Raw genomic sequence first — 25603 nt, forward strand, 5'->3', positions numbered from 1 at the left:
AATGGATTTAAAGCAATACGTATCTGAAGTACAAGACTGGCCTAAACCAGGTGTTAGTTTCAAAGATATTACAACTATTATGGACAATGGTGAAGCATACGGTTATGCAACTGATCAAATTGTAAAGTATGCAAAAGATCGTAACGTTGATATTGTAGTAGGCCCTGAAGCAAGAGGATTTATTATTGGCTGTCCAGTTGCGTACTCAATGGGAATTGGATTTGCACCTGTAAGAAAAGAAGGAAAATTACCACGTGAAGTTATTCGCTATGAATACGACTTGGAATATGGGACAAATGTTTTAACAATGCATAAAGATGCAATTAAACCAGGACAACGTGTTTTAATCACTGATGATTTATTAGCGACAGGTGGAACAATCGAAGCGGCTATTAAATTAGTAGAAGAATTAGGTGGTATTGTTGTTGGAATAGCTTTTATTATTGAATTAAAATATTTAAATGGTATGGAAAAAATTAAAGACTATGATGTCATGAGTTTAATTTCTTACGATGAATAGTCATTAATTTAGTAACTAGATTAATATATATTAAAGCGAGTGTAGGAATTCAGATTGAATACTATCTCGCTTTTTTTATTATCGTTGCATCATCATTAATCTAATCACATTTATTTATTTAAAAACTTGTAGTATTATATAACTATTATTTAAACCAAAGTTAATCTTTTAGAGATTTTAATACTTTTGTTAAAATTACATTAATACTCACGCATCTTTAATTAATAGGAGTGGTACTCGGATTAATTAAGTAATGAAAAGAAATTTCTTGATTTTCAATGATTCGGTTATCGGTAGAGTATTTGAAATATTAAAAAGTCGGGGTGTCATATATTGAATAACGAGTATCCATATAGTGCTGATGAAGTACTAAATAAAGCTAAATCCTATTTATCAGCAGATGATTATCAATATGTTTTAAAAAGTTATCATATTGCTTATGAAGCACATCAAGGACAGTTTCGAAAAAATGGGCTACCTTATATCATGCATCCAATTCAAGTAGCAGGTATATTAACAGAAATGCGCTTAGATGGACCAACAATTGTAGCTGGCTTTTTACATGATGTGATAGAGGATACACCATATACATTTGAAGACGTAAAGCATATGTTTAATGAAGAAATTGCACGAATTGTAGATGGTGTAACTAAGTTAAAAAAAGTTAAATACCGTTCTAAAGAGGAACAACAAGCTGAAAATCATAGAAAGTTATTTATTGCGATAGCTAAGGATGTTCGTGTCATATTAGTTAAATTAGCTGACCGCTTACATAATATGAGAACGTTAAAAGCAATGGCTAGAGAAAAACAAATTCGTATTTCAAAAGAAACATTAGAAATCTATGCACCTTTAGCGCATCGTCTAGGTATTAATACCATTAAATGGGAATTGGAAGATATTGCGTTACGTTATATTGATAGTGTACAGTATTTTAGAATTGTTAATTTAATGAAGAAAAAACGTAGTGAACGTGAAGCATATATTCAAAATGCTATGGATAAAATTCAAACTGAAATGAATAAAATGAATATCCAAGGTGAAATAAGCGGTCGCCCTAAACATATTTACAGTATTTATCGTAAGATGGTAAAACAAAAAAAACAATTTGATCAAATATTTGATTTATTAGCTATACGAGTGATTGTGAATTCAATTAATGATTGTTATGCTATTTTAGGCTTGGTTCATACATTATGGAAACCGATGCCAGGTCGTTTTAAAGATTATATCGCTATGCCAAAGCAAAATATGTATCAATCATTACACACTACTGTTGTTGGACCTAATGGTGATCCTTTAGAGATTCAAATTCGAACATTTGAAATGCACGAAATTGCTGAGCATGGGGTGGCAGCGCATTGGGCATATAAAGAAGGGAAAACAATAAATTCTAAAACACAAGATTTCCAAAATAAACTTAACTGGTTAAAAGAACTTGCAGAAACTGACCATACATCTTCAGATGCACAAGAATTTATGGAATCACTTAAATATGATTTACAAAGTGATAAAGTATATGCGTTTACGCCTGCAAGTGATGTGATTGAATTACCTTATGGCGCAGTCCCTATTGATTTTGCTTATGCCATCCATAGCGAAGTGGGTAATAAAATGATTGGCGCAAAAGTCAATGGTAAAATTGTGCCTATTGATTATATGCTTAAGACAGGCGATATTATTGAAATTCGCACAAGTAAACATTCATATGGTCCAAGTAGAGATTGGTTGAAAATTGTTAAATCATCTGGAGCAAAAAGTAAGATAAAAAGTTTCTTTAAAAAGCAAGATCGTTCTTCTAATATAGAAAAAGGTAAATTTATGGTAGAAGCGGAAATTAAAGAACAAGGTTATCGAGTTGATGAGATTCTAACAGAAAAAAATATTGAAGTCGTTAACGAAAAATATCATTTTGCCAATGATGACGATTTATATGCTGCAGTAGGTTTTGGTGGTGTTACTGCTTTACAAGTAGTGAATAAATTAACGGAAAGACAGCGTATACAAGATAAACAAAAAGCATTAAATGAAGCACAAGAAGTCATTAAAACGTCACCAATTAAAGAAGATATCATTACTGATAGTGGGGTTTATGTCGAAGGATTAGAGAATGTTTTAATCAAATTATCTAAATGTTGTAATCCAATTCCTGGTGATGATATTGTTGGATACATCACTAAAGGACATGGTATTAAAGTTCATAGATCAGATTGCCCAAATATTAAAAATGAAAACGAGAGATTAATTAATGTCGAATGGGTTAAATCAAAAGATTCAACACAACGTTATCAAGTAGATTTAGAAGTCAATGCATATGATCGAAATGGGTTACTCAATGAAGTGATTCAAGCCGTAAATTCAACCGTAGGAAGTATTATTAAAATGAATGCACGATCTGATATTGACAAGAATGCAATCATTACAATTAGCGTTATGGTTAAAAATGTAAATGATGTATTTCGTGTAGTTGAAAAACTTAAACAATTGAGTGATATTTATACAGTTTCTAGAGTATGGAATTAAAAGAGGTGCTAAGATATGAAAATAGTTGTACAAAGAGTAAAACGAGCATCTGTCACTAATAAATCTATTCATAACCAAATTGAAAAAGGTTATTGTTTATTAGTAGGTGTTGGGAAAAATTCGACGGAAGCTGATATAGAAGTATTAGCGAAGAAAATTGTTAACGCACGTTTGTTTGAAGATGAAAACGGGAAGTTAAATTTAAATATTCAACAAATTAATGGTGCAATTTTATCTATTTCTCAATTTACACTTTATGCAGAAGTTAAAAAAGGTAATAGACCAGGTTTCTCACAATCCATGCGACCTGAAGATGCCAAAATATTATACGATAAGTTTAACTCTGAACTTCAAAAGTATGATATTGATATTCAAACTGGTGAATTTGGGACAGATATGGACGTAGAAATTATTAATGATGGTCCCGTAACGATTATATATGAAAGTCAGGATGGCAAAGTAATATGAATAAATTAGATACATGGTTAACCAAACATGATCTAAAAAATATGTTGACGTTAGTAGTAGTGTTATTATTTATTCTTTTTATAATATTATTATTTTTGTTTATGAATCATAATGATCAAGATAGTAATAGACTAACAATAACAGAAGATGCTGAAATAAGAACAGGACCTAATGCAGGATATCCGGTGATATATAAAGTTGAAAAAGGAGATAGTTTTAAAAAATTAAAGACGTCAGGAAAATGGATTGAAGTCCAAAATGCTAAAGGAGATGAAAAAGGATGGGTTGCTGGTTGGCATACGAGTTTGAATATTAAAGCTGATGTCAGTAAACAGGAAAATCCTTTTAAGAATAAAACTGTGGTGCTTGATCCTGGTCATGGAGGGAGTGATCAGGGAGCCTCAAGTTCCACGGCTCTTAAATCTCTCGAAAAAAACTATACTTTGAAAACAGCACTTGAATTAAAACGTGCATTAGAAAAAGCAGGAGCGCATGTTAAATTGACGAGAACAGATGATAGTTATGTAAGCTTAGATAATAGAAAAGCGACAGGTGATGTATTTATAAGTATTCATAATGATTCATTAGATAGTCATAATGCTAATGGCGCTACTGTATATTGGTATCAAAATAGTCAAGAAACATTAGCAGAAGTATTAAATGCGAATATTCAAAAAAAGTCATTACTTTCTAATCGTGGTGTTCGTCAACAAAATTATCAAGTTTTAAGACAAACGAATAAACCAGCTGTGTTACTTGAATTGGGCTATATAAGTAATCCTACTGATGAAAAAATGATTAGAAATCAATTACATAGACAGGTTGTAGAAGAAGCGGTTGTAGATGGATTAAAACAATATTTTGCTTCATAATACTTGCAAACTTTTCCTAAAATCGGTATCATAATCAGTGAACTTTATAAATAATACCGTTTGTATTCTTGAAAAGACTAATGAAATAGTGAACAATCATATTGATTGTGAAGAGAAGTAATCCTAGGCTGAAAGATTACACTAGTACATTGGTATCTTTGAACACAAGAAAAGGTGCTTTGATAAAATAAAGCCGGTTTGCGTACGTTACACGTGATGAGTGGAGAATATTTTTATTCTCAATTAGGGTGGCAACACGGCATATCGTCCCTTATATAGCATGAAGCTATATAAGGGACTTTTTTATTAAAGAAATTTAATAGTTAACAACAATTTAGAAGGAGTGATTGTATGATTAAGATTCCTAGAGGAACGCAAGATATTTTACCTCAAGAGTCTGCAAAATGGCGATATATTGAAAATAAATTAGATGAATTAATGAAATTATACAATTATAAAGAGATACGTACACCAATATTTGAAAGTACTGACTTATTTGCAAGAGGTGTAGGAGATTCTACTGATGTCGTTCAAAAAGAGATGTATACGTTTAAAGACAAAGGCGATAGAAGTATTACATTAAGACCTGAAGGAACTGCAGCAGTCGTGCGATCATATATTGAAAATAAAATGCAAGGTGAACCTAATCAACCTATTAAGCTCTACTATAACGGACCAATGTTTAGATACGAACGAAAACAAAAAGGACGTTATCGACAATTTAATCAATTTGGTGTAGAAGCAATAGGAGCAGAAAATCCAAGTATTGATGCAGAAGTATTAGCAATGGTAATGCATATATATGAATCATTTGGTTTAAAACATTTAAAGCTAGTGATTAATAGTATAGGAGATCAAGCATCTCGTAAAGAATATAACGAAGCATTAATTAAGCATTTTGAACCTGTCATTGATACATTTTGTAATGATTGTCAATCACGTTTGCATACAAATCCAATGAGAATCTTAGATTGTAAGGTTGATAGAGACAAAGAAGCAGTTAAACATGCTCCAAGAATTACAGATTACTTAAATGATGAATCAAAGGCATATTATGAAGCAGTTAAACATCATTTAGATCAACTAGGTATCAATTATGTTGAAGATCCTAATTTAGTGCGTGGGCTTGATTATTATACTCATACGGCATTTGAACTCATGATGGATAATCCGAATTATGACGGTGCTATTACTACACTATGTGGTGGAGGTCGTTATAATGGACTTCTTGAGTTATTAGATGGTCCTAAGCAAACAGGAATAGGTTTTGCCCTTAGTATTGAACGATTACTTCTTGCACTTGAAGAAGAAGACATAGAATTGAATGTGGATGAAGATTTCGATTTATTTGTCGTAACGATGGGTGAAAAAGCAGAACAATATAGCGTGAAACTTTTAAATGATTTAAGAAAACATGGCGTGAAAGCTGATAAAGATTACTTAAATCGAAAAATTAAGGGACAAATGAAACAAGCTGATCGTTTAAATGCTAAATATACGATTGTAATAGGTGACCAAGAGCTAGACAATAATAAAATTGATGTTAAAGAAATGTCTACTGGTGAAACAAAAACAATTCAATTAGATGAAGTAGTTAGTTTCTTTAATAAAGAAAAGGAGAATAAATAATGGGTAAAAGAACAACATATTGTGGTTTAGTAACTGAAGAATTATTAGGTCAGAAAGTAACACTAAAAGGTTGGGTTCATAACCGACGCGATTTAGGTGGCCTTATTTTTGTTGATTTACGTGATAGAGAGGGAATTGTACAAATTGTATTTAATCCAGATTTTTCAAAAGAAGCTCTATCTATTGCTGAAACTGTAAGATCAGAATATGTAGTCGAAGTTGAAGGTTCAGTAACTAAAAGAGACCCAGAAACAGTTAATCCAAAAATTAAAACAGGTCAAGTAGAAGTTCAAGTATCTAATATTCGTATAATTAATAAATCAGCGACGCCTCCATTTTCAATTAATGAAGAAAATCAAAGTGTTGATGAAAATATTCGTCTTAAATATCGCTATTTAGATTTAAGACGACCAGAATTAGCTCAAACATTTAAAATGAGACATCAAACGACTCGATCAATTCGTCAATACCTTGATAATAATGGTTTCTTTGATATTGAAACACCCGTATTAACAAAATCTACACCAGAAGGTGCGAGGGACTATTTAGTGCCATCTCGTGTACATGAAGGCGAATTTTACGCTTTACCACAATCACCACAGTTATTTAAACAATTATTGATGATTAGTGGTTTTGATAAATACTATCAAATTGTAAAATGTTTCCGTGATGAGGATTTACGTGCTGATCGTCAACCTGAATTCACACAAGTAGATATCGAAATGAGTTTTGTTGATCAAGAAGATATTATTCAAATGGGCGAGGAAATGCTTTCTAAAGTTGTAAAAGATGTAAAAGGTATTGATATTCAAACACCATTCCCTCGTATGACATATGATGAAGCAATGAAACGATATGGTTCTGATAAACCAGATACACGTTTTGGTATGGAATTGCAAGATGTGTCCCAATTAGGAAAAGAAATGGATTTCAAAGTGTTTAAAGATACTGTAGAACACGGCGGAGAAGTTAAAGCAATCGTTGCTGAAGGTGCTGCAGATAACTATACACGTAAAGATATGGATGGATTAACAGAATTTGTAAATATCTATGGTGCTAAGGGTCTAGCTTGGGTGAAAGTTGTAGATGAAGGCTTAAGTGGTCCGATAGCAAGATTCTTTGAAGAAGAGAATGTTAACACATTAAAAGAATTAACAGGTGCTAAACCTGGAGATTTAGTAATGTTTGTTGCAGATAAGCCAAATGTTGTTGCACAAAGTTTAGGTGCACTTCGAATTAAAATTGCAAAAGAATTAAAATTAATTGATGAATCAAAATTAAACTTCTTATGGGTAACAGATTGGCCTTTATTAGAATATGATGAAGATGCTAAACGTTATGTTGCTGCGCATCATCCGTTTACATCACCTAAAGAAGAAGATATTGCTAAACTAGATTCTGAACCTGAAAAAGTTCAAGCAAATGCTTATGACGTTGTATTAAATGGATACGAATTAGGCGGTGGATCAATCAGAATATCTGATGGAGAATTACAAGAAAAAATGTTTGAAGTTTTAGGATTTACTAAAGAACAAGCTAGAGAGCAATTTGGTTTCTTATTAGATGCCTTTAAATACGGCGCACCACCACATGGAGGCATCGCTTTAGGTCTAGATAGACTAGTTATGTTACTCACAAATAGAACTAATTTACGTGATACTATCGCTTTCCCTAAAACTGCTTCTGCAACTTGCTTATTAACGGATGCACCAAGTGAAGTATCAGATAAACAATTAGAAGAATTATCATTAAGAATTCGTCATTAATCTTCATTTTTAAAATAGAATAATTTAGTGCTAAATTGGGACGGGAATTGAGTTTCTGTTCCAATTTTTATATACACTAACTTAAATTTTAAATAACAATAATTATATTATGTAAACTTATATATTTAAAAATATTTTAAAAATAAACATCCTCATACAATATTTAAGGATTTATTTAATAAGCTCTTTATGATAAAATATGTCTATAAGATAGTCATCTGTGTTGTTCGTATGTTTGCTTTTTATTTGGGCCTAACACTTTTTGATCAGGGAGCCCAATAGGTTTTCTTGCAGCGCACACGCCTCATTTGGAGGACTTGCAAAACAAGAAACAGGGCACCCACCTGTATATAGCAGGCCGAATGATCAAGCTTTTTATAACTACGGCAACTACGGACTCTATCGGTACGTAAGGCTTTAGCCTTACGTATTTTTTTTTGTTTTTTTCTGTTAATATAGTATTAACATTTGCTAAGTAAAGGAGTTAATTATGAAACATCAATTTTCTAGAAATGAATTAGCCTATGGACAAGAAGGACTAGATTTACTAAAAAACAAGACAGTAGCGGTCTTAGGAGTAGGTGGAGTTGGTTCATTTGCTGCTGAAGCTTTAGCAAGAACTAACATTGGTCACATTATTCTTATTGATAAAGATGACGTAGATATCACTAATGTAAACCGTCAAATTCATGCATTAACTACTACCATAGGTCAAAGTAAAGTAACATTAATGGAAGAACGAATTAAACTCATCAATCCAAATTGTAAAGTTACATCTCTTCACATGTTTTATACTGAAGAGACATATGAAGACATTTTTAATAATTACGATATTGATTATTTTATCGATGCAAGTGACACGATTATATACAAAGTTCATTTAATGAAAGAATGCTTAGATAGAGGAATCAAGTTGATTTCAAGTATGGGCGCTGCGAATAAAATAGATCCCACACGTTTCAAAATTGCTGATATTTCAAAAACATATATGGATCCAATGGCAAAAATTATTCGCAACAAGTTGAAAAAACTTGGAATAAAAAAAGGCGTTCCTGTTGTTTTCTCAGATGAAAGTCCAATAGTTATTCGTGAAGATGTTAAGAAAACAGTTGGAGATGCAAATGCAATAAATCGAAAAGGTCAAATGCCTCCATCATCGAATGCATTTGTACCAAGCACAGTAGGTTTAATTTGTGCAAGTTATGTCGTAAATGATATTTTAAAAGACATTCCTGTACGTAGAATTAAAGATAAAGGTAATAACTAACAAAAACCTATGGAAGAGATGAAAGAGGTATTATCATCTTTTCCATAGGTTTTATTAGTTTTTATGATTTAAATTATCATACACTATTTTAAATTGTTGTTCACTTTTAGAAGTTGTTTTTGGTTCATAATATATTTTATTTTTTAAAGCGTCAGGTAAATATTGTTGTTTAATATAACCATTCTCATAATCATGGGGATATTTATAACCGATAGATCGGCCTAAGTCTTTTGCTCCTTGATAGTGACCATCACGTAGGTGATTAGGTATTTGTCCAACTTTGCCTTTTCTGATGTCACTTAATGCACTATCAATTGCTTTTATAGCTGAATTAGACTTAGGAGATAGTGATAATTCAATTACTGCTTGACTTAGAGGAATTCGTGCTTCAGGCAATCCGAGTCGTTCAGCTGATTGAATAGCTGCTAGTGTTCTTTGACCAGCACTTGGAGAAGCTAAGCCAATGTCTTCATAACTAATAACGAGTAAACGTCGTACGATTGTTGGAAGATCACCTGCTTCAATTAATCTTGCTAAATAATGTAAAGCAGCATTAACGTCACTTCCACGAATAGACTTTTGAAATGCACTCATGACATCATAATACATGTCGCCATCTTTATCACTGATAAAAGCACCTTTTTGTAAACAATCTTTAGCATCTTCTAAAGTAACATGACGTTGATTATTGGATACTTTAGCACTTAATACTGCTAATTCCAAAGCATTTAAAGCACTTCTTACATCACCATGACTTTGAGTTGAGAAATATTTTAGTGCATCTTCATCAATTTTGGGTTGATACGATTTTAAACCATTTTGATCATCATTTAATGCTCTAGTTAATGCTTGATATACATCCTTTTCATCAAGTGGATATAATTCAAAAATTTGTACACGTGAGCGAATCGCTGGATTAATTGCATGATAAGGGTTAGAAGTTGTAGCACCAATTAAAATGATTTTACCATTTTCTAAATGTGGTAATAAAAAATCCTGTTTTGCTTTATCTAAGCGGTGAATCTCATCTAATAATAAAATGACTTGTCCTGACATTTTAGCTTCTTCAACTATCATTTGCATATCTTTTTTTGTATTCGTTACTGCATTTAATTGTCTAAATTTATATTCAGTACTGCCAGCAATGGCTTTAGCAATACTAGTTTTTCCAATTCCAGGAGGTCCATAAAAAATCATAGAAGATAATTTTTTAGTTTCTACCATACGTCTTATAATGCCTCTTGGACCAACTAGATGTTGTTGTGAAATAATTTCATTTATATTTGTAGGCCTCATTCTTGAAGCTAAAGGTTCTGTATTCAATTTTTTCACACCTTTCTATTACTATATTAACTGAAAAAATGATAGAATGGGACTATATTATTCGAATTAAGTGAGGTAAAACTATGAAAATATCAACGAAAGGGAGATATGGGTTAACTTTAATGATTTCCCTAGCAAAAAGAGAGGGGCAAGGGTGTGTATCATTAAAAACAATTGCTGAAGAAAATCATTTAAGTGATTTATATTTAGAACAACTCGTGGGTCCTTTAAGAAATGCTGGATTAATTCGAAGTATTCGTGGCGCTAAGGGTGGATATCAATTAAGAGTCCCATCTGAAGAAATTTCAGCTGGCGATATTATTCGCTTATTAGAAGGACCTATTACTATTGTAGAAAGTATAGATTCTGAACCACCAGCACAAAAAGAATTATGGTTGCGAATGAGAGATGCTGTTAGAGAAGTTTTAGATAATACAACATTAAAATATTTAGCTGATTTTGTAGAATCAGATAACGATTTAGATGGTTATATGTTTTACATTTAAAAATTTAAATTTATTATGTTTAAAACTTTTTTGCTGTGGTATTGGATTAATATAAGTAAAAATTATTTATTAAAAATTAAATGCTTAAATTCGAAAGGAGAATTTCAACATGGGATTCATGGATAAAGCAAAAGATGCAGCAGAGAAATTTAAAAATAGCGATAACGAACAAGTAAATAAAGTAAAAGATAAAATTAATGAATATACTGGCGGAAATAATGACAGTAAAGACGACAAAAAAGACAATAAATAATTAAAATTGTGAGTGGTGATTTTGATCATCACTCTTTTTTTATGAAAAATTTAAAACCTGTTGACAATTTATTTATATTCAACAGGTTTTAATCAATATTATTTATTTAATTTTTGAATGACTCGTTTAAAACGCTCATATGATTCAAATTGTCTATCTTGGTCATAAATATAGCTTACGACCATTATTTCATCAATATCACCATATTCCTCTAAAAATGCTTCTAATTTAGCTTTCACTGTTTCTTCAGAACCAATAAGAGAATCATCAAATCTTTGTTTTGCCATTTCATACTCTCTAGGTGTTAAAAGACCTTTTAAATCATCAGTTGGTGGTTGAACTGGTTGCATTCTTCCTCGAGCAATACTAATGAATACTTGTGCTAAAGAACTAGCTAAATATTCTGCTTCTTTATCAGTTTCTGTCACTATAGCATTTAAACATACAATCATATATGGTTTATCTAATGCTTCAGATGGTTCAAATAAGTCGTGATAAATTTCAATTGCTTCTTTCATTTGCTGTGGTGCAAAATGACCTGCAAAAACATAGGGTAGACCTTTTCTAGCTGCTAAATGTGCAGAGTCAGTTGATGATCCGAGTATATACAACGGTACATTTTTATCTACTGCAGGATAAGCCCTTACATAAGCTTGTTTATTTCCTGGACCAAAATAAGTTTGTAATTGTTCTACTTCTTCAGGGAAAGCATACACACCATTATGTTGATCTCGTCTCAATGCACTTGCTGTCATCATATCAGTACCAGGTGCTCTACCTAATCCTAAATCTACACGATTGGGATAAATGGTTTCTAAGGTACCAAATTGCTCAGCAACAACTAAAGGTGCATGGTTTGGAAGCATGATGCCACCTGAACCAACTTTAATATTATGAGTATGTTCAAGCGTATGTTGTATTAACAATGATGTAGCTGAGCTTACTAAATTAGGTGCATTATGATGTTCTGCAATCCAATAACGCTCATAATCTAATTCATCTAATTTCTGAGCTAAAGTCACCATATCATTAATTGCATCTTTATCAGTTTGACCTTCTCGTATAGGAACTAAATTTAATGCAGAAAATTTTATATCAGACATAGACTATTTCTCCTTTTTATCTTTATTATCTAATAGTTTAACAACTTAAAACGATTACAGTTATTAAATTGCTCATACTTAAAATAATTATTGAAAGAAAAATAGTTAATATATTAATTCATAAACAAGAAGGTAGAAAATTTTAGAATGAGGTGCTATTATAGGAACATTGATAATATTGTGAGGAGTGTACTTAATAATGGAAGTATATGCAGATTATGCTGCAACTACACCAGTCAAACCAGAAGTTATAGAAGCAATGATGGATATATATCAATCGCACTACGGCAATCCATCTTCTATTCACACAGTAGGTAGAGATGCTAGACGTTATTTAGATGAATCTAGAAGAAATGTAGCTCAATTACTAGGTGCTAAACCAAGCGAAGTCATTTTTACTAGTGGTGCTACAGAATCAAATAATACTGCTATTAAAGGTTTAGTCTATGCTAATGAGCATTTAGGTAATCATATTATTACTACAAAAATTGAACATCATTCTGTATTACACGTATTCGAGCAACTAGAAAAAGAAGGATATGAAGTCACATATTTAGATGTAGATGATACAGGTAAAGTTGATTTGGATCAATTGGAAGAAGCCTTAACAGATGATACTATCTTAGTATCTATTATGTTTGTCAATAATGAAGTGGGCACAGTAGAACCTATTTACGATATCGAAAACATTGTTTCTAATTCAAATGCTCTATTACATGTGGATGCAGTCCAAGCAATTAGCCATTTAGATATTAAATTTAGTGAGTTTAATATTGATACCATGAGTATTACTGCTCATAAATTTGGTGGACCTAAAGGTGTAGGTATTTTATTAGTAAAAAACAATACACCAATCGAGTATTCTCAATTAGGCGGGGAACAAGAAACTAAACGCCGTGCTGGAACGGAAAGTGTTCCACAAATAGTTGGAATGACAAAAGCTCTAGAAATAGCTACTAAAAATCGAGATCAAAATAATATTCATTTAATGCAATTAAAAGAACTATTTTTAGTAAGTTTGCAAGAACGTGCAATTCCATTTGAAGTCAATGGTTCAATGGTAGAAACGACTGGCCATATACTTAATTTATATTTTCCATTTATAGATGTAGAAACAATGTTAACTTTATTGGATTTAGCAAATATTTATGTTTCGTCTGGTTCTGCATGTACAGCTGGTTCAACAACTCCGTCACATGTACTTGCTGCTATGTATGAAGATGAAGATCGTGCAAAACATTCAGTTAGATTTAGTTTTAATGAACTCACAACCGAACAAGATATAAAATATATTGTTGCTGAAATTCATAAAATATATCATAAATTTAAGGAGGAATAGAACTTGTCAAATAAAGATATACGTGTTGTAGTTGGTATGTCTGGAGGTGTAGATAGTTCAGTCACAGCATATCTTTTAAAGGAACAAGGATATGATGTCATTGGTATCTTCATGAAAAACTGGGACGACACAGATGAAAATGGTGTATGTACAGCTACAGAAGATTATAATGATGTCATAGCTGTATGTAATCAAATTGGTATACCATATTATGCTGTGAATTTTGAAAAAGAATATTGGGATAAAGTATTCACATATTTCTTAGATGAATATAAAAAAGGTCGTACCCCTAACCCAGACGTCATGTGTAATAAAGAAATTAAATTTAAAGCATTTTTAGAACATGCATTAAAATTAGGAGCCGATTATGTGGCTACTGGTCATTATGCACGAATCCGTCGACATGAAGATGGTCGCGTAGAAATGTTACGTGGGGTAGATGATAATAAGGATCAAACATACTTTTTAAATCAATTATCTCAAGAACAATTATCTAAAGTCATGTTTCCAATTGGAGACATAGAAAAAAAAGAAGTTCGTAAAATCGCTGAAGAACAAGACTTAGCAACAGCTAAGAAAAAAGATTCTACAGGTATTTGCTTTATTGGGGAACGTAATTTTAAATCATTCCTTTCTCAATATTTACCGGCACAATCTGGTGAAATGAGAACACTCAATGGTAAAAAAATGGGCATACACAGTGGTTTAATGTACTATACTATTGGCCAACGTCATGGACTAGGTATTGGTGGAGATGGAGATCCATGGTTTGTTGTTGGTAAAAATCTTGAAGATAATATTTTATATGTCGAGCAAGGCTTCCATCATGATGCATTATATAGTGATTATTTAATTGCTTCCGACGCATCATTTGTTAATCCAGTTGATTTAGAAAATGGATTTGAATGTACTGCTAAATTTAGATATCGTCAAAAAGACACTAAAGTATTTGTTCAAAAAGAAGATGAACAATCTATTCGAGTTACTTTCGACGAACCTGTTCGAGCTATTACACCAGGCCAAGCAGTGGTATTCTATAATGGAGAAGTTTGTTTAGGTGGCGCTACTATAGACGATGTATATAAAACAACAGGTCAACTTAGCTATGTTGTTTAATTTTTAGTAAACCGTTAACTCATTGTAAATGAGAATTAGCGGTTTCTTTTTAATTGCAAATTTATGTTAGAAATGGAGACACGGAAATGATTGAACAAGAAACAATATATCAGTGGATGAATAATGGTAATTATGAAGAAGCCATTAAAGCATTATTTAATAACATTGAAGAGAATCCTAACATTATTGAAAATTATATTAATGCTGGTATTATTTTAGCTGATGTTGGTGAGATTGAGAAAGCAGAAAGATTCTTCCAAAAAGCAATAACATTAGATGACAAAAATGGTGCTGTTTACTATAATTTAGCTAATCTATATTATGAACAATCTCGTTTTCAAGAAGCAATAAAACTTTATCAACGAGCTTTAAAGTATAATATGAATCCCATTGATACTAATTATATGATTGGTATGTCTTTTAGCCAACTAGATGCGCAAAGAGAAGCATTACCCTTTTTTATGACTGCTGCTGAATTAGATCAAACTTTGGACACAGAAGTTCAATTTCAATATGGTTTAACCTTATGTCATTTAGAAATGTTTCAAGAAGCCATTAAGCAATTAAACTATGTTTTATCTATTAATCCTAATCACGTAGATGCATTATATAATTTAGGTCTGGCAACGTATATGGAAACTGAGGATGCTGATGAAGCAATTCAGTATTTTGATAAAGCAATTCAAATTGATCCTAAACATTTATTAAGTCAGCATGCTAAACAAACATTTAAATCTCTAAAAAATGAGGAGGAATAATATGTCAAACCCTACACTATTTGATTACTCAATGGTTAAAGGAACAGTTGATACCATTCTATTTCAAAATAAAGATAACTTTTATACTGTTTTAAAAGTAGATTCCATTGAAACTAATGAATTATTTGATAATCTGCCTACAGTTGTAGGGTTTTTTCCTAATATTGTTGAAGGAGATGTCTATACGTTTAAAGGACAAATTGTTCAACATCCTCGTTATGGTAAACAACTTAAAGCTGAAACATTTGAAAAAGAACTGCCTCAAACTAAAGATGCCATAATAAGTTATTTATCTAGTGATTTATTTAAAGGTATTGGTAAAAAGACTGCTCAGAATATTGTAAATACATTAGGAGAAAATGCAATAAATGATATTTTAACTGATCCTTCTGTTCTCGAAAACGTTCCTAGTTTAGCAAAATCGAAACAAAAACAGATTGCAGAACAAATTAGTGCAAATCAAGAGTCAGAAAAAATAATGATTCGCTTACATGACTTAGGTTTTGGTCCAAAATTATCCATGGCGATTTATCAATTTTATCAATCAGAGACTTTAAAAATTCTAGAAAACAATCCATACCAATTAGTTTATGATGTAAAAGGTATTGGTTTTCAAAAAGCTGATACATTAGCTAGAAATAATGGTATTGCTTATAACGATTCAGAACGTTTAAAAGCTGGGTTATTATATACTCTTGAAGAAGAATGTATAAAACAGGGACATACTTATTTAGATGAAAATGCTGTATTAGAAATTACAGAAGATATGCTTTCAGATAAGTATTTAGATGAAACAATTGAACAAGAACAATTAAAACATGTGCTACAAACACTTTTTGAAGAAAAGAAAATTATTTTAGAGAATAGTCATGTTGCGATTCCAAGTTTATACTATTCAGAACTTAAAAGTGTTCAAAATTTGTATCGTATCAACACATACAAAAATCACTTTAAAATAATAGAGCAATCAGATTTACAGATACATATTGGTGAAATAGAAGATCAAAATAATGTTAATTATGCTAAATCACAACAAGAAGCACTTGAAACGGCGATGAATTCGAAAATAATGTTACTAACTGGAGGTCCAGGAACAGGTAAAACAACTGTTATTAAAGGGATTGTAGAATTGTATGCTGAAATTCATGGTCTATCTCTTAAGTATTCCGATTATCAAGAAGATGATTATCCAATCGTATTAGCCGCCCCAACTGGAAGGGCATCAAAACGTTTACAAGAATCAACTGGATTAGAAGCAATGACGATTCATCGATTAATAGGATGGAATCAAGATACTCAACCAGAAGATATTCTTGAAAATGAAATTAAAGCTAAGCTCATTATAATTGATGAAATGTCAATGGTTGATTCTTGGTTGTTCCATCAATTTTTAAGTGCCGTTCCATTAGATGCACAAATTATTCTAGTAGGCGATGAAGATCAATTGCCGTCTGTCGGTCCTGGCCAAGTATTTAAGGATTTAATTGAGTCTAAAGCATTTCCAAGAGTTAATTTAACTGAAGTTTATCGCCAACAAGATGGTTCTAGTATTATTGACTTAGCTCATCGCATGAAACATCATGAGTCAATAGATATTACAAAACGTTATCACGATAGAAGTTTTATTCATTGCAATGTAGAACAAATTCCAACCGTAGTGGAGAAAGTAGTATCTAGCGCTGTAAATAAAGGATATGATATGAGTGATATTCAAGTTTTAGCACCTATGTACAAAGGAAGTGCAGGGATAAAAAGACTTAATCAAGTATTACAAAATATTTTAAATCCTAAAGAAAAAGATACAAGAGAAATAGAGTTTGGCGATATAAAGTTTAGAAAAGGAGACAAAGTTTTACAACTAGTTAATCGACCAAATGACAATATTTTTAATGGTGATATTGGCGTCATAGTAGGTATATTTTGGGCTAAAGAAAATGCACTTAATAAAGATGTACTGATTGTCGATTTTGAAGGAAATGAAATTACATTTACTAGACAAGATTTATTAGAACTCACACATGCTTATTGTACCTCAATCCATAAATCACAAGGATCAGAATTCCCAATTGTTATTATGCCTATTGTCAAACAATATTTTAGAATGTTGCAAAGACCTATTTTATATACAGGTCTGACACGTGCAAAACAATCTTTAGTACTATTAGGAGATCCAAAAGCATTTGACATTGCCTTAAATACTCAAGGTCAAGAAAGACATACACAATTAAAAACACTAATTATAAATTATTTTGGTATGAGTCAGGTTAATATAGACGTAGAAGAGAATGATGAACCGATAAATATAGATGATACAGAGGATAATAATGCAGATGAACACATTACTTTAAGTGAAGAAACAATTTATCAAATTAATCCAATGATTAATATGGGAAATGTTTCACCTTACGACTTTGTTGAACATTGACAATTTAAATAAAAATACTTAAAATAAATTTGAATTCGCATAAAGATGAGTAAACTTTTTAACTTAAGTAGAGATGTACTGGTTGGTGAAAAGTACAAGTTAATCTGTTGAACGCTACTTTGTGTTAACGTTAATATGATAATTAAGTGATGAGAAATTAAATATATTTGAAAAATATTTATTTCTTGTAACTAGGGTGGTACCGCGAAAACGTTCGTCCCTTTGTTGGATGAACGTTTTTTTATTTATAAATGTATTAATTATATTAGGAGTGAAAAAATGAAAAAACTTAAAGCAAGTGATATACGTCAAAAATATATTGATTTCTTTGTTGAAAAAGGTCATATGGTAGAACCATCTGCACCACTTGTGCCTATTGACGATGATTCGTTACTTTGGATAAACTCTGGTGTTGCAACTTTAAAAAAATACTTTGATGGACGAGAAACACCTAAAAAGCCTAGAATAGTGAACTCTCAAAAAGCAATCAGAACAAATGATATTGAAAACGTAGGTTTTACTGCGCGTCATCATACTTTCTTTGAAATGCTTGGAAACTTCTCAATTGGTGACTATTTTAAAAAAGAAGCAATTGAATTTGCTTGGGAATTTTTAACTAGTGACAAATGGATGGGGATGGAACCAGAGAAGCTATATGTAACGATTCATCCAGAAGATGTTGAAGCCTATCGTTTATGGCATGAAGATATTGGTTTAGAAGAAAGTCGTATTATTAGAATTGAAGGGAATTTCTGGGATATTGGAGAAGGACCATCAGGACCTAATACCGAAATTTTCTATGATCGTGGTGAAGCATATGGTCAAAATGATCCAGCAGAAGAAATGTATCCTGGCGGTGAAAATGAGAGATATTTAGAAGTATGGAACTTAGTATTTAGTGAATATAACCATAATAAGGATCATACTTATACACCACTTCCAAATAAAAATATTGATACCGGCATGGGATTAGAACGTATGACGTCTATTTCCCAAAATGTTCGTACCAATTATGAAACAGATTTATTTATGCCAATTATTGAAGAAGTAGAGCATATATCAGGAAAAAAATATCTTGAAAATAACGAACAAGATGTAGCATTTAAAGTCATCGCCGATCATATCAGAACAATCTCATTCGCAATCTCTGATGGTGCTTTACCTGCAAATGAAGGGCGCGGTTATGTTTTACGTCGTCTCTTACGTCGTGCTGTACGTTTTAGTCAAACGCTTGGCATTAATGAGCCATTTATGTATAAATTGGTTGATATCGTTGCTGACATTATGGAGCCATATTATCCAAATGTAAAAGAAAAATCGGATTTTATTAAACGTGTTATTAAATCTGAAGAAGAACGTTTCCATGAAACACTTCAAGAGGGTGTATCTATATTAAATCAACTCATTACGCAAGCAAAAGAATCTACACATCAGATTAATGGTTCAGATGCGTTTAAATTATATGATACGTATGGATTCCCAATTGAGTTAACTGAAGAACTAGCAAGTCAAGAAGGTATTACAGTCGACATGGCAACATTTGAAACTGAAATGGAACAACAACGTACTAGAGCGAGAGAAGCTAGACAAAGTTCACAATCTATGCAAGTTCAAAGTGATGTTTTAAAAAATATTAATACTGAAAGTCAATTTGTTGGATATGAAACAACAGAATATCAAACAATTTTAACAGATTTAATTTATAATGGTAAAACTGTTACATCTGCTGAGGCTGGAGAAACAGTTTACTTTATCTTAAAAGAAACACCATTTTATGCAGTAAGTGGTGGACAAGTTGCAGATAAAGGAACAGTAGGAAATGATCATTTCGAAATAGCCGTTCAAGAAGTTACAAAGGCACCAAATGGACAAAATTTACATCAAGGTACAGTTCAATTTGGACAAGTAAGTGTAAATAGTCATGTAGATGCAACTGTAAATAAAGAAGAACGTAAAGATATACAAAAAAATCATAGTGCCACTCACTTACTACATGCTGCATTAAAAGAGATTTTAGGTGAACATGTTAACCAAGCAGGTTCACTCGTTGAAAGTGAACGATTAAGATTTGACTTTTCTCACTTTGGTCCAATGACAGAAGAAGAGATTGATCAAGTTGAAAGAAGAGTAAATGAAGAAATTTGGAAAGGAATTTCAGTTCATATTCAAGAAATGCCTATTCAAGAAGCTAAAGAAATGGGTGCTATGGCTCTATTTGGTGAAAAATATGGTGATATTGTAAGAGTAGTCAATATGGCTCCATTTTCAATTGAATTATGTGGTGGTATTCATGTAGATAATACTGCTGAAATAGGGTTGTTTAAAATTGTAAGCGAATCAGGTACAGGCGCAGGTGTTAGACGTATTGAGGCACTTACCGGTAAAGCTGCATTCTTATATTTTGAAGATATTCAGAATAAATTTAATTCTGTCAAAGAACAACTTAAAGTAAAATCAGATAAACAAGTTTATGATAAAGTTGTTCAAATTCAAGAAAATGAAAAACAATTGAATAAGCAATTAGAGCAACGTAATAAGGAAATTACTTCACTTAAAATGGGTAATATAGAGGATCAAGTAGAAATGATTAATGGATTTAAAGTATTAGCTACAGAGGTAGAAGTATCTAATCCAAAAGAAATCCGTCAAACAATGGATGATTTTAAATCAAAACAACAAGATACAATTATTATTTTAGCAAGTCATGTTGGTGAAAAAGTTTCGTTAATTGCCGCTGTACCTAAAGAGCTTACAAGTCAGGTTAAAGCCGGAGATATCATTAAAAACATGGCTCCAATTGTAGGAGGAAAAGGTGGCGGTCGTCCAGATATGGCACAAGGTGGCGGCACACAACCTGAAAACATCTCAGAATCATTACGCTTTATTAAAGATTATATTAAAAACCTATAACTTTTTAATCAACTGGTGTAAAATTAATATGTAAGTTAATACATGTCAGAGGAGTGTCGCATCTATGGAAAATATTGATAAAACTATGAAATTCGATTATGATGAAATTCCAAAAGAAAATGTCCAAACAGTTTTAAAAAACGTACATCAAACTCTAGAAGAACGAGGCTACAATGCTGTAAATCAAATTGTTGGTTATTTACTTTCAGGAGACCCTGCATACATTCCACGTCAAAATGATGCACGTAATCAAATACGACATATTGATAGAGATGTAATTATGGAAGAACTCGTTTCAAACTACTTAAAAGAGAATAATAAATAAATGTTAAGTCATAAAATTTTAGGATTAGATGTAGGTAGTAGAACTGTAGGTATCGCAATTAGTGATTTGATGGGCTGGACTGCTCAAGGACTAGACACTCTAAGAATAAATGAAGAAAATGAAGAATTTGGTATTGATAGACTGGTTTCAATCATAAAAGACAATAATGTTGGTTCAGTAGTCATAGGATTACCGAAAAACATGAATAATTCTATTGGTTTTCGTGGAGAAGCATCTCTTAAATACAAAGAATTGCTTCAAGAGGCTTTACCAAATATTGAAATTATTATGTGGGATGAACGTTTAAGTACCATGGCTGCTGAGCGCTCATTATTAGAAGCTGATGTCTCAAGACAAAAAAGAAAAAAAGTAATTGATAAAATGGCAGCAGTTTTCATACTGCAAGGCTATTTAGATTCAATTCAATAAAGGAGAATATCATTATGACTGAACATAATCACAATCATAATACAGAATTAAATATTAGTAATGAAGAAGAATTATTAACTTTATTCGATGAAAATGGAAATGAAGTTTTATATCGAAAAATGCTAGAATTTTATCATCCAGAATTTAAAAAAGAGTATGTTATTTTAGCTGAAGAAGGTGCTCAATCTGATGATGATGACATGATTGAGCTCATTCCAATGATTAATGAACCAGATGAATCTGGTGATGGTGGTAAACTTGTTCCTATCGAAACAGATGAAGAATGGGATATGATTGAAGAAGTTGTAAATACAAATATGGAAGAATAAACAGTCTTTTGTTAATAATAAATCTCTAATCAATGTACTTTGGTTAGAGATTTTTAATATTTCAGACTTAAATTTAATTTAGAATTATGATAAAATATTTAAAGTTAAATTACTATAAGCATAAATTTTTAAATATACAGTCAGTTACTATATTTATACATTAAAATATAAAGTAGGTTTATTATTTTATTTTAAATAATGTAATATTAGTTGACTGATTTATTTTTATGCCTATTGATATTAAAAGGGAAGTTATAGAAGTGGAATCAAATCAATCCTATTTATTAAATCTTCATGAACAGTTAGATAATAATATTGAAGAGCTAAGATTTTATGCAGAAGAACATGCTGTTCCTATAGTAGATAAATTAACTTTAGACATGATAAAACAATTAATTAGAATTCATCATTCGAAAAATATTTTGGAAATTGGAACTGCTATTGGATATAGTTCGATGCAATTTGCTTCTGTTTCACCAGATATTTCTATTACTACTATTGAACGTAATGAGAATATGATAAAACAAGCAAAACTTAATTTTAAAAAATTTGAATACGAAAATCAAATTCGCCTTATAGAGGGCGATGCGCTATCACAGTACGATAAAGTGAGCAATCATTTATATGATATGATATTTATCGATGCAGCTAAAGCGCAATCTCAAAAATTTTTTGAATACTATACACCGTTATTAAAAAAAGGTGGCTTAGTTATTACTGATAACGTTTTGTATCATGGATTTGTATCTGATATAGATATTGTACGATCAAGAAACGTTAAGCAAATGGTAAAAAAGGTACAAAAATATAATACTTGGCTTATGAAACAAAAGAACTATAAAACAAATTTTTTAAATATGGATGATGGTTTAGCCATATCTATTAAAGGAGAATGAATATGACTGAATTACTTGTCACTCCAAAATCTTTAAATCATATGAAAACATTGATAGAACTCGGTGCTGATGCATTTGTGATTGGAGAACAAAAATTTGGATTGCGATTACCTGGAGAATTTAATCGTGAAGATGTTAGAAAAGCAGTTAATTTAGCACACGAACATGATAAAAAAGTATATGTGGCAGTTAATGGTATTTTTCATAATTATCATTTAAATGCCTTAGAAAACTATATTGAATTTTTACATGAAATAAGAGTGGATAGAATAATTTTTGGTGATCCTGCTGTCGTGATGTATGTTAAAAAACAAGATAATCCGATACCATTAAATTGGGATGCAGAAACAATTGTTACGAATTATTTCCAATGTAATTATTGGGGTGGAAAAGGCGCTAAAAGAGCTGTATTAGCACGTGAATTAAATCTAGATGAAATTTTAAATATCAAAAAACATGCAAATGTTGAAATTGAAGTTCAGGTTCACGGTATGACTTGTATGTTCCAATCTAAACGTATGTTATTGGGTAATTATTACACTTTTCAAGATAGACAAATGAAAATCCAACGTAGTGAAAATGATCAAGATTTATTATTGTACGATGAAGAAAGAGAAAATAAATATCCTGTTTTTGAAGATTACAATGGTACTCATATTATGTCTCCTAATGATATCTGTTTAATTGAAGAATTAGAGCCATTCTTTGAAGCAAATATCGATTCATTTAAAATTGATGGTATCTTACAAAGTGAAGCATACATTAATACTGTTACAGCACAATATAGAGAAGCCATTGACTTATATCATGAAGATCCAGAAGCTTATGAAGATGAAAAATTTATGTTAATTGATCCAATAGAAGAAATTCAACCTGAACATCGTCCGTTTGATGAAGGGTTCTTATATAAACAAACAGTATATTAAGGGAGGCGCCAGTATGAAGACGTTAAATGAAATGGAAGTAAATGCTAAAAGAAAAATAAAAAAACCTGAATTATTAGCGCCTGCTGGAAACTTAGAGAAGTTAAAGATTGCGGTTCACTATGGTGCTGATGCAGTATTTTTAGGTGGACAAGAATACGGGTTACGTTCTAACGCTGATAACTTTACAATGGAAGAAATTAAAGAAGGCGTTGAATTTGCAAACCGTTATGGTGCAAAAATTTATGTTACGACTAATATTATCGCTCATGATGAAAATATAGACGGTTTAGAAGATTATTTACGTCAATTAGAAGCTACAGGTGCAACAGGAATTATTGTAGCTGATCCACTTATTATTGAAACATGTAAGAAAGTAGCTCCTAAATTAGAAATTCATCTTTCAACACAACAGTCTCTTTCTAATTACAAAGCTGTGGAATACTGGAAAGAAGAAGGACTTGATCGAGTAGTATTAGCTCGTGAAACAGGCGCTATGGAAATGAAAGAGATGAAAGACAATGTTGATATCGAAATAGAAGCTTTTATTCACGGTGCAATGTGCATTGCTTATTCAGGTAGATGTACTTTAAGTAATCACATGACAGCACGAGACTCTAACAGAGGTGGTTGTTGCCAAAGTTGTCGTTGGGATTATGATTTACTAGCTGTTGATGAAGAGGGAGAATTAGATTTATTTTATCAAGATGGCGACGTTGTGCCTTTTGCTATGAGTCCAAAAGATTTAAAATTAATTGAGTCTATTCCTCAAATGATGGATATTGGTATAGATTCTTTAAAAATTGAAGGACGAATGAAATCTATTCATTATATTGCTACGGTAGTATCAGTTTATCGTAAGGTTATTGATGCATATGCAGAAGATCCAGATAATTTTAAAATTAAACCAGAGTGGTTAATTGAATTAGACAAATGTGCTAATCGAGATACAGCACCTGCTTTCTTTGAAGGAACGCCTGGGTATGAAGAGCAAATGTTTGGTGTTCAACAAAATAAAAAGTCACCATATGATTTTTGTGGATTAGTTTTAGATTATGACGAAGCAACTCATATTGCTACAATACAACAAAGAAATCACTTTAAACCAGGCCAAGAAATTGAATTTTTTGGACCTGAAATTGAATCATTTAAACAGGTTATTGATGTCATTTATGATGAAGAAGGAAACCACCTTGATGCAGCACGTCATCCTCTTCAAATTGTTCAAATTAAAGTGGATCATCCTATTTATCCTAATAATATGATGAGAAAGGAAATTGGCTAATGACACAGACAACAATCATCGGAATCGCTGGCGGTTCAGGATCAGGAAAGACAACTGTTACAAATGAAATAATGAAAAACTTAGAAGGCCATAGTGTTGCTTTACTTGCTCAAGATTATTATTATAAAGATCAATCGCACTTAACATTTGAAGAACGTCTTGAAACTAACTATGATCATCCTTTTGCATTTGATAATGATTTACTGATTAGTAATTTAAAGGATTTACGTAATGGTCAAGCGGTGGAAGTTCCAACATATGATTATAAAAATCATACTAGAAGTGATGAAACAATTGCATTTGAACCTAAAGATGTTATTATCGTAGAGGGTATATTTGCTTTGGAAAATAAAACATTACGTGATATGATGGATGTTAAAATATACGTTGATACTGATGCTGATTTACGTATTTTAAGAAGACTTGTACGTGATACAAAAGAGCGAGGGCGCTCAATGGAATCAGTTATTAACCAATATTTAAATGTTGTCAGACCTATGCATAATCAATTTATAGAACCAACAAAAAAATATGCTGATATTATTATTCCAGAAGGTGGAAGTAATAAGGTAGCAATTGATATAATGACAACAAAAATACAAACGCTTGTTGGTAAGCATTAACGAATAATATGTATT

The 25603-nt window shown here is 31.5% G+C and carries 23 protein-coding genes and 1 other RNA gene; 22 read left to right on the top strand and 2 right to left on the bottom strand.

Annotation, left to right across the window (positions count from 1 at the left end; all coding sequences use genetic code 11):
- The first annotated feature begins 1 nt into the window (after position 1).
- The 8 genes from MHI13_RS05570 (at position 2) to MHI13_RS05605 (ending at position 9045) form a co-directional block, all read left to right on the top strand.
- Positions 2 to 520, top strand: coding sequence for an adenine phosphoribosyltransferase (locus MHI13_RS05570; protein WP_019835427.1), 519 nt, complete (start codon positions 2 to 4; stop codon positions 518 to 520).
- Between the two features lie 333 nt (positions 521 to 853).
- Entirely contained in the window at positions 854 to 3043 is a 2190-nt protein-coding gene (locus MHI13_RS05575; protein WP_049379568.1) for a RelA/SpoT family protein, read from the top strand.
- A gap of 15 nt (positions 3044 to 3058) precedes the next feature.
- Entirely contained in the window at positions 3059 to 3511 is a 453-nt protein-coding gene (dtd, locus tag MHI13_RS05580; protein WP_019835426.1) for a D-aminoacyl-tRNA deacylase, read from the top strand.
- Positions 3508 to 4383: an N-acetylmuramoyl-L-alanine amidase gene (locus MHI13_RS05585; protein ID WP_017176168.1), complete on the top strand. Its 876-nt coding sequence runs from the start codon at positions 3508 to 3510 to the stop codon at positions 4381 to 4383. The genes dtd and MHI13_RS05585 overlap by 4 nt, the downstream gene beginning before the upstream one ends.
- A 351-nt stretch (positions 4384 to 4734) precedes the next feature.
- Positions 4735 to 6012 carry a histidine--tRNA ligase gene (gene hisS / locus MHI13_RS05590; RefSeq protein ID WP_019835425.1) on the top strand — a complete coding sequence of 426 codons (1278 nt, stop codon included), beginning with the start codon at positions 4735 to 4737 and terminating at the stop codon, positions 6010 to 6012.
- Positions 6012 to 7778 carry an aspartate--tRNA ligase gene (aspS, locus tag MHI13_RS05595; RefSeq protein ID WP_017176170.1) on the top strand — a complete coding sequence of 589 codons (1767 nt, stop codon included), beginning with the start codon at positions 6012 to 6014 and terminating at the stop codon, positions 7776 to 7778. The genes hisS and aspS overlap by 1 nt, the downstream gene beginning before the upstream one ends.
- Positions 7779 to 7990: 212 nt before the next feature.
- Positions 7991 to 8181, top strand: a non-coding RNA gene (gene ssrS / locus MHI13_RS05600) — 6S RNA.
- A gap of 87 nt (positions 8182 to 8268) precedes the next feature.
- A complete protein-coding gene (locus MHI13_RS05605; protein WP_048761559.1) occupies positions 8269 to 9045 on the top strand; it encodes a tRNA threonylcarbamoyladenosine dehydratase in 777 nt (258 codons plus the stop codon).
- Between the two features lie 54 nt (positions 9046 to 9099).
- Here the strand turns inward: MHI13_RS05605 and MHI13_RS05610 are convergent, their stop codons facing one another.
- Positions 9100 to 10368, bottom strand: a complete 1269-nt coding sequence (locus MHI13_RS05610) for a replication-associated recombination protein A (protein ID WP_048761561.1) — start codon at positions 10366 to 10368, stop codon at positions 9100 to 9102.
- 83 nt (positions 10369 to 10451) lie between these two features.
- Here MHI13_RS05610 and cymR point away from each other — a divergent pair, with 83 nt between their 5' ends.
- Positions 10452 to 10874 carry a cysteine metabolism transcriptional regulator CymR gene (gene cymR, locus MHI13_RS05615; RefSeq protein WP_002448977.1) on the top strand — a complete coding sequence of 141 codons (423 nt, stop codon included), beginning with the start codon at positions 10452 to 10454 and terminating at the stop codon, positions 10872 to 10874.
- A gap of 109 nt (positions 10875 to 10983) precedes the next feature.
- On the top strand, positions 10984 to 11127 hold the full coding sequence (locus tag MHI13_RS05620) for an SAS049 family protein (protein WP_017176172.1): 144 nt from the start codon (positions 10984 to 10986) through the stop codon (positions 11125 to 11127).
- A 98-nt stretch (positions 11128 to 11225) separates the two neighbouring features.
- Here MHI13_RS05620 and MHI13_RS05625 read toward each other — a convergent pair whose 3' ends face one another.
- A complete protein-coding gene (locus MHI13_RS05625) occupies positions 11226 to 12230 on the bottom strand; it encodes an LLM class flavin-dependent oxidoreductase (protein WP_019835424.1) in 1005 nt (334 codons plus the stop codon).
- Positions 12231 to 12429: 199 nt separating this feature from the next.
- Between MHI13_RS05625 and MHI13_RS05630 the strand changes: the two genes are divergently transcribed.
- The 12 genes from MHI13_RS05630 to udk all read left to right on the top strand — a co-directional run bounded on the left by MHI13_RS05630 (position 12430) and on the right by udk (position 25588).
- Positions 12430 to 13569, top strand: a complete 1140-nt coding sequence (locus MHI13_RS05630; RefSeq protein ID WP_017176174.1) for a cysteine desulfurase family protein — start codon at positions 12430 to 12432, stop codon at positions 13567 to 13569.
- Positions 13570 to 13572: 3 nt separating this feature from the next.
- Positions 13573 to 14685, top strand: a complete 1113-nt coding sequence (gene mnmA / locus MHI13_RS05635; RefSeq protein ID WP_017176175.1) for a tRNA 2-thiouridine(34) synthase MnmA — start codon at positions 13573 to 13575, stop codon at positions 14683 to 14685.
- Positions 14686 to 14771: 86 nt separating this feature from the next.
- On the top strand, positions 14772 to 15443 hold the full coding sequence (locus tag MHI13_RS05640) for a tetratricopeptide repeat protein (protein ID WP_017176176.1): 672 nt from the start codon (positions 14772 to 14774) through the stop codon (positions 15441 to 15443).
- A 1-nt stretch (position 15444) separates the two neighbouring features.
- Positions 15445 to 17868 carry an SF1B family DNA helicase RecD2 gene (recD2, locus tag MHI13_RS05645; RefSeq protein WP_048761564.1) on the top strand — a complete coding sequence of 808 codons (2424 nt, stop codon included), beginning with the start codon at positions 15445 to 15447 and terminating at the stop codon, positions 17866 to 17868.
- A 279-nt stretch (positions 17869 to 18147) separates the two neighbouring features.
- Positions 18148 to 20778 carry an alanine--tRNA ligase gene (gene alaS / locus MHI13_RS05650; RefSeq protein ID WP_019835422.1) on the top strand — a complete coding sequence of 877 codons (2631 nt, stop codon included), beginning with the start codon at positions 18148 to 18150 and terminating at the stop codon, positions 20776 to 20778.
- Positions 20779 to 20842: 64 nt separating this feature from the next.
- Complete coding sequence (locus tag MHI13_RS05655) at positions 20843 to 21103, top strand: IreB family regulatory phosphoprotein (protein WP_002448947.1); 261 nt, start codon at positions 20843 to 20845, stop codon at positions 21101 to 21103.
- On the top strand, positions 21104 to 21532 hold the full coding sequence (ruvX, locus tag MHI13_RS05660; protein WP_017176179.1) for a Holliday junction resolvase RuvX: 429 nt from the start codon (positions 21104 to 21106) through the stop codon (positions 21530 to 21532).
- A 14-nt stretch (positions 21533 to 21546) separates the two neighbouring features.
- Positions 21547 to 21861: a DUF1292 domain-containing protein gene (locus tag MHI13_RS05665; RefSeq protein ID WP_017176180.1), complete on the top strand. Its 315-nt coding sequence runs from the start codon at positions 21547 to 21549 to the stop codon at positions 21859 to 21861.
- Positions 21862 to 22121: 260 nt separating this feature from the next.
- Positions 22122 to 22757 (top strand): O-methyltransferase, encoded by a 636-nt coding sequence (locus tag MHI13_RS05670; RefSeq protein ID WP_017176181.1) that lies wholly within the window; start codon positions 22122 to 22124, stop codon positions 22755 to 22757.
- 2 nt (positions 22758 to 22759) lie between these two features.
- Positions 22760 to 23683: a peptidase U32 family protein gene (locus MHI13_RS05675; protein ID WP_017176182.1), complete on the top strand. Its 924-nt coding sequence runs from the start codon at positions 22760 to 22762 to the stop codon at positions 23681 to 23683.
- Positions 23684 to 23696: 13 nt separating this feature from the next.
- Positions 23697 to 24965 carry a peptidase U32 family protein gene (locus MHI13_RS05680; protein ID WP_019834847.1) on the top strand — a complete coding sequence of 423 codons (1269 nt, stop codon included), beginning with the start codon at positions 23697 to 23699 and terminating at the stop codon, positions 24963 to 24965.
- A complete protein-coding gene (gene udk / locus MHI13_RS05685) occupies positions 24965 to 25588 on the top strand; it encodes a uridine kinase (RefSeq protein WP_017176184.1) in 624 nt (207 codons plus the stop codon). Before MHI13_RS05680 ends, udk begins: the two co-directional genes overlap by 1 nt.
- Positions 25589 to 25603 lie beyond the last annotated feature (15 nt).

Source organism: Staphylococcus sp. FSL K6-0223, from assembly GCF_038008285.1.

Excerpts from the sequence above, each read along its gene's own strand:
- udk (WP_017176184.1), top strand. The coding sequence starts at position 24,965 with ATGACACAGACAACAATCATCGGAATCGCTGGCGGTTCAGGATCAGGA.
- hisS (WP_019835425.1), top strand. The coding sequence starts at position 4,735 with ATGATTAAGATTCCTAGAGGAACGCAAGATATTTTACCTCAAGAGTCT.
- recD2 (WP_048761564.1), top strand. The coding sequence starts at position 15,445 with ATGTCAAACCCTACACTATTTGATTACTCAATGGTTAAAGGAACAGTT.
- MHI13_RS05675 (WP_017176182.1), top strand. The coding sequence starts at position 22,760 with ATGACTGAATTACTTGTCACTCCAAAATCTTTAAATCATATGAAAACA.
- MHI13_RS05620 (WP_017176172.1), top strand. The coding sequence starts at position 10,984 with ATGGGATTCATGGATAAAGCAAAAGATGCAGCAGAGAAATTTAAAAAT.
- MHI13_RS05605 (WP_048761559.1), top strand. The coding sequence starts at position 8,269 with ATGAAACATCAATTTTCTAGAAATGAATTAGCCTATGGACAAGAAGGA.
- MHI13_RS05655 (WP_002448947.1), top strand. The coding sequence starts at position 20,843 with ATGGAAAATATTGATAAAACTATGAAATTCGATTATGATGAAATTCCA.
- MHI13_RS05630 (WP_017176174.1), top strand. The coding sequence starts at position 12,430 with ATGGAAGTATATGCAGATTATGCTGCAACTACACCAGTCAAACCAGAA.
- cymR (WP_002448977.1), top strand. The coding sequence starts at position 10,452 with ATGAAAATATCAACGAAAGGGAGATATGGGTTAACTTTAATGATTTCC.
- MHI13_RS05625 (WP_019835424.1), bottom strand. The coding sequence starts at position 12,230 with ATGTCTGATATAAAATTTTCTGCATTAAATTTAGTTCCTATACGAGAA.
- MHI13_RS05570 (WP_019835427.1), top strand. The coding sequence starts at position 2 with ATGGATTTAAAGCAATACGTATCTGAAGTACAAGACTGGCCTAAACCA.
- ruvX (WP_017176179.1), top strand. The coding sequence starts at position 21,104 with ATGTTAAGTCATAAAATTTTAGGATTAGATGTAGGTAGTAGAACTGTA.
- dtd (WP_019835426.1), top strand. The coding sequence starts at position 3,059 with ATGAAAATAGTTGTACAAAGAGTAAAACGAGCATCTGTCACTAATAAA.
- aspS (WP_017176170.1), top strand. The coding sequence starts at position 6,012 with ATGGGTAAAAGAACAACATATTGTGGTTTAGTAACTGAAGAATTATTA.
- MHI13_RS05640 (WP_017176176.1), top strand. The coding sequence starts at position 14,772 with ATGATTGAACAAGAAACAATATATCAGTGGATGAATAATGGTAATTAT.
- MHI13_RS05585 (WP_017176168.1), top strand. The coding sequence starts at position 3,508 with ATGAATAAATTAGATACATGGTTAACCAAACATGATCTAAAAAATATG.
- alaS (WP_019835422.1), top strand. The coding sequence starts at position 18,148 with ATGAAAAAACTTAAAGCAAGTGATATACGTCAAAAATATATTGATTTC.
- MHI13_RS05680 (WP_019834847.1), top strand. The coding sequence starts at position 23,697 with ATGAAGACGTTAAATGAAATGGAAGTAAATGCTAAAAGAAAAATAAAA.
- MHI13_RS05665 (WP_017176180.1), top strand. The coding sequence starts at position 21,547 with ATGACTGAACATAATCACAATCATAATACAGAATTAAATATTAGTAAT.